Origin of the sequence: Actinocrinis sp. (assembly GCF_035938995.1) — a bacterium.
Taxonomy (GTDB): Bacteria; Actinomycetota; Actinomycetes; order Streptomycetales; family Catenulisporaceae; genus DASZGI01.
This window is the reverse complement of the sequence record NZ_DASZGI010000302.1, coordinates 1-8833: the sequence shown is the minus strand read 5'-3', so window position 1 is coordinate 8833 and position 8833 is coordinate 1. Positions and strand designations below refer to the sequence as shown.

The window sequence follows — 8833 nt, the reverse complement described above, 5'->3', positions numbered from 1 at the left end:
CGACCCTTCGCACGCGATCTCCGGCCCGGCCCACGCCGCTCCCGTCAAACCCGACGTTCTGGCCACTGCGTGTTGGGCCCTCGCTGTGCTCACCGAGGCCTCCCGCAGCGCGTCCTTCGTCCCGGCCCACCGCCCACGCACGGCGCTCGGCCCATCCGCACCGACCGGCAACGACGACTTGCTCGCCGCGGCGCCGCCGGCCGCGCTGCACCAACTGTCCGCCCTGCGTGAAGCCTTCGAACAGACCCTCCTCCCCCGTCTCGCGCAGCACGCGGGCCCCTGGGCACTGGGCGCGACCTTCACCGGCTCGCCACCGCTCGCGGCGGGGGCCGACGTGACCGCGGTCGGACTGCTGCTCGACCTGACGACGAGCGCCCCAGCGCGCACTCGTGGCAACGTCGACGCCTTCCAGCTCATCGGCTGCGCGCTGCTTGACTTCGACGACGCCTCCCAGCTGGACGGCATCAGTCACTCCGGCGCCCGCTACCGGCACCTGGTCACGTGGGAACTCGACGTCCTGCCCGCGGAAGTGGCGGGCACACCGGTCCACCTCCCGACCCTGCGCGCGCAATTTCGCACCCTGCTCCTCCACCCGCCTACGCCGCGGAGCGTCGCGCGGGGTGCGTCATCGTGAGTGTCATCCGAGGGCGGGGACGATGCCGTTGCTGGTCATGCTGTGGTTGGTGACCTCGAGCTGTCGGAGGGTGTAGCCGCGCAGTTGCCGGAACTGGCGGGGCGAGAGGCGGTCGCACACCCAGTCCCAGTGCAGCGAGACCCAGTCGCCGGGTTGGAGGTCCGCGAGATAGCCGAGACCGCCCTCCGCGCGCAGGGCGACTTCGGGGCGGGGCTCGCCGAACGCCAGCGCTCTGCCGTCCCAGGTGAGAGGACGGCTGGTCACGGTCACCTGGTCGCCGGTCACGCGGTCGACTCTGCCCCAACGGATGCGGCACCGGTCGAGGACGCCTAGGGCGTGCGAAGCCTTGCGGCCGTCGCTGAGCAGGCCCACCCAGGGGTAGACGCAGAACACGTGGAAGCTGTGATGTGGCACTCCCCCGGCGAGCACCCCGTCGAGTAAGTGCGTGAACTGACGCCCGGTGCGCGGCCGGAACCGCTCTTCCATCGATTCGGCCGTCGCCGCGAGCCCGACCGTCGGCAGCAGGTTGTTGCCGACCCAGTAGGCCTCGACCACGCGCCGGTCGAGCGGGTCGCCGATCCCGGTCGCTCCGGCGATCAGCTGGAGGTAGGGCCAGGCCCCCTCGAATGCCCGGGCGAGTTGGACCAGTCCGTGGTCCACGGTGCCGGTGGCGCCGTATTGGAACAGGGCGGCGCTGTCGGCCGGACCGCAGTAGCCGAGGGCGTTGGGCGGGTAGGCGTAGCGGATGAACAGCTGCGCGCCGGCCAGCGCTCGTGGAGTTCTGCCGGGTTGTGCGTCGGACGCGGGCACGGGTGCGGACGGGGTGGTTCGTGCGGTCAGTGTGTCCATTGGGGCTCCTGGCCCGGGGCGGTGCGGGCGCCGCCGTCGGCCTCCCGTTCGTCGGCCATGAGACCGAGGGACGCGAGCACGTCGTCAAGTTCGTCGTCGGGGATGGGGCTGAGCGCGAAGCCCATGTGGACCAGCACCCAGTCGCCCGGCGCGACCGGCTCGTCCAGCAGGCCGACGTTGACCGTTCGCCGCACGCCCGCGATGTCCACGACGGCGAGGTCGGCGTGGCCGGCGTCCGCCGCGATCACGCGTGCGGCCAAGCCCAGGCACATGGATTCCTCCTTCGGCTCGTAACAATGGGGGCCACCGGCTGCCGGGCGGCGACCGGCTCGGGCGGCGTGCGGTCACATCTGACGCATGTCGAGGTAGCGCTTGATGTCTTGCGACGACTGAACGACGGCCGCGACGACCAGCGCGACGGCGGCCACGGTCAGGAGCTTTCCGATCATCCGAGCCTCATCCTCCTCGGGTGGCCTGGCGTTGTCCTCCGGGAGCCCGGCGACGGCCGGGGCGAGGTGACTGACTCCCCCGCGGCCAGCCGTTCAATCAGGTCGGCCGCGGGGCGCACGGCCGCGGCGACCGGCGGGCTCAGCCCGATGCCGGGCGCGGTCGCGCCCGGCTCGCACACGACCGCCACGACCCGTCCGACGCGGGCGCCGAGCGTGTCGATCAGGCCGAGGACGGCGTCCGGACCGAGGGCGTGGGGGTCCATGACGAGGCCGACGTGGGCCTGGTCGTCGTCCGGCGCGGCCGTGGATGAGACCTCGAGGACGGTGACGGTTCCGGGCGCCTCTCCGCGTGCCGCGGCGTCCGCGAGGATCAGCAGCTCGCAGCCGTCCAGCAGGTCGAAGGCGAGATGTACGGCGCGGATGCCGACGTCGGCGACCTCGACGCCCTCGGGCAGCGTCCGGTCGGCCAGGGTGCGGGCCACCTCGACGCCGAACCCGTCGTCGCTCAGGAAGATGTTGCCGACGCCGGCGATGAGCGTTCGGCCGGACGCGGGTGCGCCCGTATTCACGGTGTGCTCCCGAGCGGCTCGACCTCGTCGGGGGCGAAGTAGAGATACCGGCCGTGCCAGCGGTGCAGCTCGGCGTCCGGGGTGTCCAGCGGTGTCACGGCGAGGTGCACTGCGCCGTCCACGTCCTTGAGCACGGCCTCGACGATCGCCGGCCGGCCGGCCAGGAAGAGGTCTTGGGCGTCGGCGCGGCGGGACCCGGGGCGCATCAGGACCCTGCTGCCTCGGCTCAGCTCCACCCCGTGGACGACGACGTGGTCGGTCTCCGGGGAGACTGAGGCGTCGGCTTCGGGGTCCCACCACGGGACAGCAGGAGGCTGAGGGGGTTCCACGGCAGGGGCGGCCGGGGGCTCGGTGACCGCTTTGAGGTAGCGGATCGTTCCGTGGAGGCGTTCGAGCAGCTCCTGCGGCATATCGTCGATCCGGTCGATGAGCGCGGCCGCCCGTGGATCGGTCGCGCGGGCCTCCTGCTTCTCGGCGTCGGTCAGCGCGAGGGTGCGCAGGGTGAGGATCTCGTCGATCTCGGTCGCGTCGTACAGGTCGCCGGGGCTCTCCGGGGCCAGCCGCGGGTGGTCGTAGAGGATGACCGGCGACGAGAGCAGCAGGTCACTGACCTCGGGCGGTCCGGCGAGAACCGGCCAGGTGTGCTCGTTGCGGCAGGCGGCGACCTCGTCCACGGCCCAGAGCGGCGGGTCGACCATCGACACGAACGCACAGCCCGGCGCGTGGACGAGCAGGTGAGCGGACACCAGAGCGTACGGAAGGGCGTCGGAACGAAGCGCAAACCGCGGCTGTGGCAGTAGGGGCTCGGTGAGATTCTCGAGGAGGGCGGCCACTTTCAAGGCGCGGAAGGGGCCTGCGACGCGTTCGCCGGTGACGGTCAGCGCGGCGGTGAGCGCTTCGCGGCGGCGGGTCGTCGCGCCGTCGGTGTTCGAGCCCTCATCAGCGTGGATCGGGAACGAGACCGGCCCGTGCGCGAGCGCGGCGACCGGGACGGCGAATTCGTGCTCGTGCTCGATCGCCTCGTCCCAGGCCGCGGCGCCGGGTTCGACGCGCCGCTGCAGCTGGAGAAAACGCGCGTGGATGTCCAGCACGGCGCCGTCCCCGCAGTCGAGCAGGCACTCGGTCCGGCTATGAGAGTGCTCCGACGGATCGAGGTCCACGTACTCGGGCGGCATCAGGACACCGAATTGGAAGCGCTCGCGGTTCTTCTGCGCCGACGCGCGATACGGATAGAGGACGTAGCCCTCATACAGGATCGTGTCCGCGACGGCGCGGGCCTCGTCGAGCACTGCGCGTTCTGAGACCGAGCGGTCCGGGGACGTGGTCACGGCTGCTGCCCCCTCACGTGTTCGATCAGCGCCTCGAGGGTCGCGTCCCAGGTCGTGAGCGCGTGCGCGGACTTGTAGCGCTGCAGGGCGTCGAGCGTCTCGCGGCGCACCCGGATCCACCCGCCGCCGGGAAAGTGCCGGTCCACCGCCTCACGCCAGACCGAGACCGGGAGCCGGTAGGTGCACTCCTTGCTCCAGGGCACCTGCTGCACGCTGAGCCGGTGCCCGTCATCGGTGAACACGCTGCCGCTGAACAGCAGCAGCAGGGGGATCTCGCCGGAGTCAAGCGCGTGGAAGTACTTTGCGAAGGCGACGTCGAGGTCGCAGTCGCAGCGCATCGGTATGTGCGCGTCGGTGGCGCCGGTGAATCCCGGCACCATGGCCGAGAGCGTGGCCGCCTGCAGCGGCTTGAGGGTGTCCGGCCAGCGCGGGGCGTCGCCGAACAGGTCGTAGAGCCGCCCCGCCTCGGCCTCGGTGTAGGTGCGGCGGGTCGGCTCGATGCGGACCTGGCAGCGCAGCGCGATCGCGTCGATCTTCGCACCGGTGATCTCGCTGATGCGCAGCGCGATCTCCAGCGCGGGCGCGGCGGAGTATTGCTGGGCGCTGATACCGGTGCAGTCGAAGACCAACTCAACCATCGGCCGCCTCCCGCTCACGGCCGAGCGCCCGGCTGCGGCGGCGCAGGTCGTCGAAGAAGGCGTCGATGCTCGCGCGCGCCTCTGCTCCGCCGTCGAATCCGCGCCACTGCATGCGCATCCGGCCGATCAGTTCGTAGCAGGCGTCGATCGGGACGAGGTAGCAGTCCTCGTGCTCGCTGTCTCGCCGGATGACGATCGCCTCGACGTCGGGGCGTGCGGCGGCCAGCAGCGGATGCTCTGCGCGCAGGCGTTCCCATACGTCAAGGTCGAGAAGGCACTCGGTCGCCCCAGCTGGTCCGGGGTAGAACGCGGCGGCTGACTCACTGCGGGCGTCCGACGCGGCATCGCCTGACACAGCGTTTTCTGGTGCGGTGATGTCCGATGCGGTGCTGTCCGACGCGGTAGTGCGCAGGAAGAAGGCGACCGCGACCGGGATCTGCAACCGTTCCCACTCGGCGGCCGTGACGGGATCGTCCGGGTCGCGCAGGTAGCGGTCGGGCACGGCGCGATAGCGCAGTCCTCCCGCTGTTTCGCGGGTGAACAGCAGATAGCAGGCGCGGCAGGCGCACAGGATCGATCTGTTGTCGAGGTCTGCGATGTGGCCGTGCCGGTCGTCGATCTCGGTGTCGCACATCTCGCAGCGGTCGGCAGGCGCCGGTGCGGTCGCGCCAGCGGTCGCAGCCCCTTGCGCCGACGCGGGAGCGTCAGCGGTCGCCGTGAAGCGGGCGAGCCCGGTGGGCGGGCGCGGTGTCACGGGGCCACCGTCCGGGGGACCGCGACCCTCGTGCCGTGGCTGTCGCTGATGAGCGGAAGCGGGTCCAGGTGGTGCGTTCCGTCTGCCACGGCACGGCCTGCGAGCCGAAGGTCGTAGACGGCTGCGCACTGCGGGCAGGTGAGCAGGCCCGCATCCTGCCGGGCTTCGCGCAGCGACGCGTCACAGACCGCACACGCGTCCCGATAGGCGTAGAGCGTGCCGCGCACCGCGCAGACCACGATGCGCGAGCCATCCAGCTCCAGCACGGTCGGGCGGTTCGTGGGCGGTCCGAGCGGCGGCAGGTCGGTCCAGGCGGTACCGCCGTCCGCAGCGGTCGCCTGCTGCGGGGGCCTGCCGATCTGGAGCAGCTGCGGCTCCGATGGTGATGACGGGGCGATGACGCCCTCGACGTCGATGGCGGCGACCTCGGGTGCGGCCTGCTCGATCGCGCCCTCGATCGCCGAGCGCACGGTCACAGTCGAGGAGGGACAGCCGTTGCAGGTCCCCGCCAGCCGCAGATGTGCGACGCCGTCCTCGTCGACTCCCAGGTACTCGACACCGCCGGCGTGCGAGCCGAGATACGGCCTGACGCGGTCGAGCGCCTGTTGGATGCGCGCGTCGACCTCGAGCGGGTGCAGCCCGTGGACAAGCAGCAGCCCGCCGACCAGGTCGTCCTCGGCCAGGTCGGCCAGCATCTTCGGGTCGCGGCGGCTCAGCTCCGCCGCGACCCGCTCGAGTCCTTCGCCGTACACTCCGACGACGAGGCGCACGAGCTCCTCGGCGCGCGAGCGGTCGCGGGCGTCCGGGAAGGCCGCGACGAGCTGCTCCACCCTCGCTCCGACGTCGCTTGCGCCCGCGCCGGTCATCGCGCCCGCCTTTCCGCCTCGTCGACCTGGCGAACCAGTGCTTTGCTTTACAGAACGGTGGCGGCGCCGAGCGGCGAGTGGACCTTGTGCAGGGTGCGCCCTTCGCCGAGGAACATGTGCACGCCGCAGGGCAGGCAGGGGTCGAAACTGCGCACCGCGCGCATGATGTCGATGCCCTTGAACTGGTCCGGCGGGTTCTCCTCGAAGATCGGCGTGTTCTGCACCGCGTCCTCGTAGGGGCCGGGCGTGCCGAAACTGTCGCGCACGCTGCCGTTCCACGGAGTCGGCGGGTACGGGTGGTAGTTGGCGATCTTGCCGCGCCGGATCACCATGTGGTGCGAGAGCACGCCGCGCACCGCCTCGGTGAAACCGACGCTGACCGCCTCGTCCGGCACGGAGAACGACTCCCAGGTCTTGGTGTGCCCGGCGCGCAGCTCGGCCAGCGCCTTCTCGACGAAGTACAGCGCGCTCGCGGCCATGTACGCCTGGAAGTAGGTGCGCGCCCGGTTGCGTTCGATCGCGTTGCTCCACTGCGGGATCTTCCACTCGAAGGTGACCTCCGGGCGGCTGACCGTGCGCGGCAGATTGATCAGGACGCTGTGACCGGTGGACTTGACGTAGCCGTTGTCGACCAGGCCGCCGAGCGCGGTGGCCCACAGCCGGGCGATCGGTCCGCCGCCGGTGTCGGCGGCCAGGTAGTTCTCGCCGTCGAACCAGCGCGGCGACATCGTCCAGCTGTACTTGTCGTCGAAGTCGCGCTTGGCCGGGCGCGGGATCGTGTGCTGGTTCCACGGGTGCCTGCGGTCCACCGGGTTGCCCAGCGGGTCGCGGGTCACGAACATCTCCTGGTCCTCCCAGTCCTCGTAGTACGAGTGGCCGAGCAGGATCCTGATGCCGAGGTTGATCTTGACCAGGTCGTTGGTGACCAGCTGTCCGTCCACCACGACGCCGGGGCTGACGAACATCTTGCGGCCCCAGTCGGTCATGCTCTCGTAGCGGAAGTCGCAGTACTCCGGGTCGTTGAGCGAGCCCCAGCACACCAGCTGCACCCGGCGCCGCCCGACCTCCTCGTAGCCGGGCAGCGCCTCGTAGATGAAGTCGAACAGGTCGTCGTGCATCGGCACGACCCGCTTCATGAACTCCACGTACCGCATCAGGCGGGTGAGGTAGTCGGTGAACAGCTGGATCGTGGCGACCGTGCCCACCCCGCCCGGGTAGAGCGTGGAGGGGTGCACGTGCCGCCCCTCCATCAGGCAGAACATCTCACGGGTGCTGCGGCTGACGGCCAGGGCCTCGCGGTAGAACTCGCCCTCCAGCGGGTTGAGCGAGCGCATGATGTCGCCGATGGTGCGGTAGCCGTGCTCGGCGGCGTGCGGAGCCTCGGTGCGGTTGGCCTGCTCGAGCACGCCGGGGTTGGTCTCCCCGACCATCCTGGCGCAGTAGTCCACGCCGACCAGGTTCTCCTGGAAGATGTTGTGGTCGAACATGTACTCGGCGGCCTCGCCGAGGTTGATGATCCACTCGCCCAGGTGCGGCGGGCGCACCCCGTAGGCCATGTTCTGGTTGTACACCGAGCAGGTCGCGTGGTTGTCACCGCAGATCCCGCAGATGCGGCTGGTGATGAAGTGCGCGTCGCGCGGGTCCTTGCCCTTCATGAAGATGCTGTAGCCGCGGAAGATCGACGATGTGCTGTAACACTCGACGACCTTCTTCTGCTTGAAGTCGATCTTGGTGTAAATGCCCAGGCTGCCGACGATCCGGGTGATCGGGTCCCAGGCCATCTCCACCAGGCCGGTGTCTTCGGCGGTCGTCATAGCACTCCCCTTTTCTGGCGCACGGCGCGGGGCGCCGCCCGGCCGGTGGTCACCAGGTCTTCTTGAATCCCGTCAGAAGCTCGTCACCCTTCTTGCGCCACTTGGGCTCCTCGTCGGCGGTCCTCGCGGTGAAGCCGCGGAGGCTGCGGATCACGGTGCCGTACATCGTGCTCGCGGTGGTGGAGACCTTCGACCCGGGCGGCTCGTCCATGAAGGGCATGAACTTGTCCGGGAAGCCAGGCATCGTGCAGGCGATGCAGATGCCGCCCACGTTCGGGCAGCCGCCCACGCCGTTGATCCAGCCGCGCTTGGGCACGTTGCACTTGACCACGGGCCCCCAGCAGCCCAGCTTGACCAGGCACTTGGGCGAGCCGTACTCGTTGGCGAAGTCGCCCTGCTCGTAGTAGCCGGCCCGGTCGCAGCCCTCGTGGACGGTGGCGCTGAACAGCCAGGTGGGCCGCAGTGCCTCGTCCAGCGGGATCATCGGCGCCTGGCCCGCCACCTGGTAGAGCAGGTAGAGGATGGTCTCCGACAGGTTGTCCGGGTGAATAGGGCAGCCGGGCACGCAGACGATGGGCAGGCCAGCCTTCGACCGCCAGTCCCAGCCGAGGTAGTCCGGGACGCCCATCGCGCCGGTCGGGTTGCCCGCCATGGCGTGGATACCGCCGTAGGTGGCGCAGGTGCCGACCGCGAGGATCGCGGTGGCCTTGGGCGCCAGCCGGTCCAGCCACTCGTTGGTCGTCATCGGCTGCCCGGTCGCCGGGTTGTTGCCGAAGCCGCACCAGTAGCCCTCCTCCTTGATCGCCTCGTTCGGGATCGAGCCCTCCACGACCAGGACGAACGGATCCAGCTCACCGCGGTCGGCCTTGTGCCACCATTCGATGAAGTTGTCGGCCCCGGTTTCCGGGCCGCATTCGTAGTCGATCAGCGGC

Annotated in this window: 10 protein-coding genes and 1 pseudogene; 1 reads left to right on the top strand and 10 read right to left on the bottom strand. The window is 70.3% G+C overall.

Annotated elements, in window-relative coordinates; genetic code table 11:
• Nucleotides 1–634, top strand: a pseudogene (locus VGZ32_RS21110) (hypothetical protein); the annotation flags it as partial.
• 3 nt (nt 635–637) lie between these two features.
• Here the strand turns inward: VGZ32_RS21110 and VGZ32_RS21105 are convergent.
• The 10 genes from VGZ32_RS21105 to VGZ32_RS21065 form a co-directional block, all read right to left on the bottom strand.
• Complete coding sequence (locus VGZ32_RS21105) at nt 638–1483, bottom strand: DUF6390 family protein (RefSeq protein ID WP_326887853.1); 846 nt, start codon at nt 1481–1483, stop codon at nt 638–640.
• On the bottom strand, nt 1471–1755 hold the full coding sequence (locus tag VGZ32_RS21100) for a HypC/HybG/HupF family hydrogenase formation chaperone (RefSeq protein ID WP_326887852.1): 285 nt from the start codon (nt 1753–1755) through the stop codon (nt 1471–1473). The genes VGZ32_RS21105 and VGZ32_RS21100 overlap by 13 nt, the downstream gene beginning before the upstream one ends.
• 72 nt (nt 1756–1827) lie before the next feature.
• The gene (locus tag VGZ32_RS29105; RefSeq protein ID WP_414642573.1) at nt 1828–1932 is read right to left on the bottom strand and encodes a DUF6893 family small protein; all 105 of its coding nucleotides are present in this window, start codon (nt 1930–1932) and stop codon (nt 1828–1830) included.
• A complete protein-coding gene (locus VGZ32_RS21095) occupies nt 1929–2501 on the bottom strand; it encodes a hydrogenase maturation protease (RefSeq protein WP_326887851.1) in 573 nt (190 codons plus the stop codon). The genes VGZ32_RS29105 and VGZ32_RS21095 overlap by 4 nt, the downstream gene beginning before the upstream one ends.
• Complete coding sequence (locus VGZ32_RS21090) at nt 2498–3829, bottom strand: hypothetical protein (protein WP_326887850.1); 1332 nt, start codon at nt 3827–3829, stop codon at nt 2498–2500. Before VGZ32_RS21090 ends, VGZ32_RS21095 begins: the two co-directional genes overlap by 4 nt.
• Complete coding sequence (locus VGZ32_RS21085; RefSeq protein WP_326887849.1) at nt 3826–4467, bottom strand: DUF6084 family protein; 642 nt, start codon at nt 4465–4467, stop codon at nt 3826–3828. The genes VGZ32_RS21090 and VGZ32_RS21085 overlap by 4 nt, the downstream gene beginning before the upstream one ends.
• Nucleotides 4460–5221: a DUF5947 family protein gene (locus tag VGZ32_RS21080; RefSeq protein ID WP_326887848.1), complete on the bottom strand. Its 762-nt coding sequence runs from the start codon at nt 5219–5221 to the stop codon at nt 4460–4462. Before VGZ32_RS21080 ends, VGZ32_RS21085 begins: the two co-directional genes overlap by 8 nt.
• Nucleotides 5218–6087, bottom strand: coding sequence for a NifU family protein (locus VGZ32_RS21075; RefSeq protein WP_326887847.1), 870 nt, complete (start codon nt 6085–6087; stop codon nt 5218–5220). Before VGZ32_RS21075 ends, VGZ32_RS21080 begins: the two co-directional genes overlap by 4 nt.
• A 47-nt stretch (nt 6088–6134) precedes the next feature.
• The gene (locus tag VGZ32_RS21070; protein ID WP_326887846.1) at nt 6135–7901 is read right to left on the bottom strand and encodes a nickel-dependent hydrogenase large subunit; all 1767 of its coding nucleotides are present in this window, start codon (nt 7899–7901) and stop codon (nt 6135–6137) included.
• Nucleotides 7902–7950: 49 nt separating this feature from the next.
• Nucleotides 7951–8833: hydrogenase expression protein HypE (locus tag VGZ32_RS21065; protein WP_349263697.1), on the bottom strand; the 883-nt coding region annotated here is incomplete at its 5' end.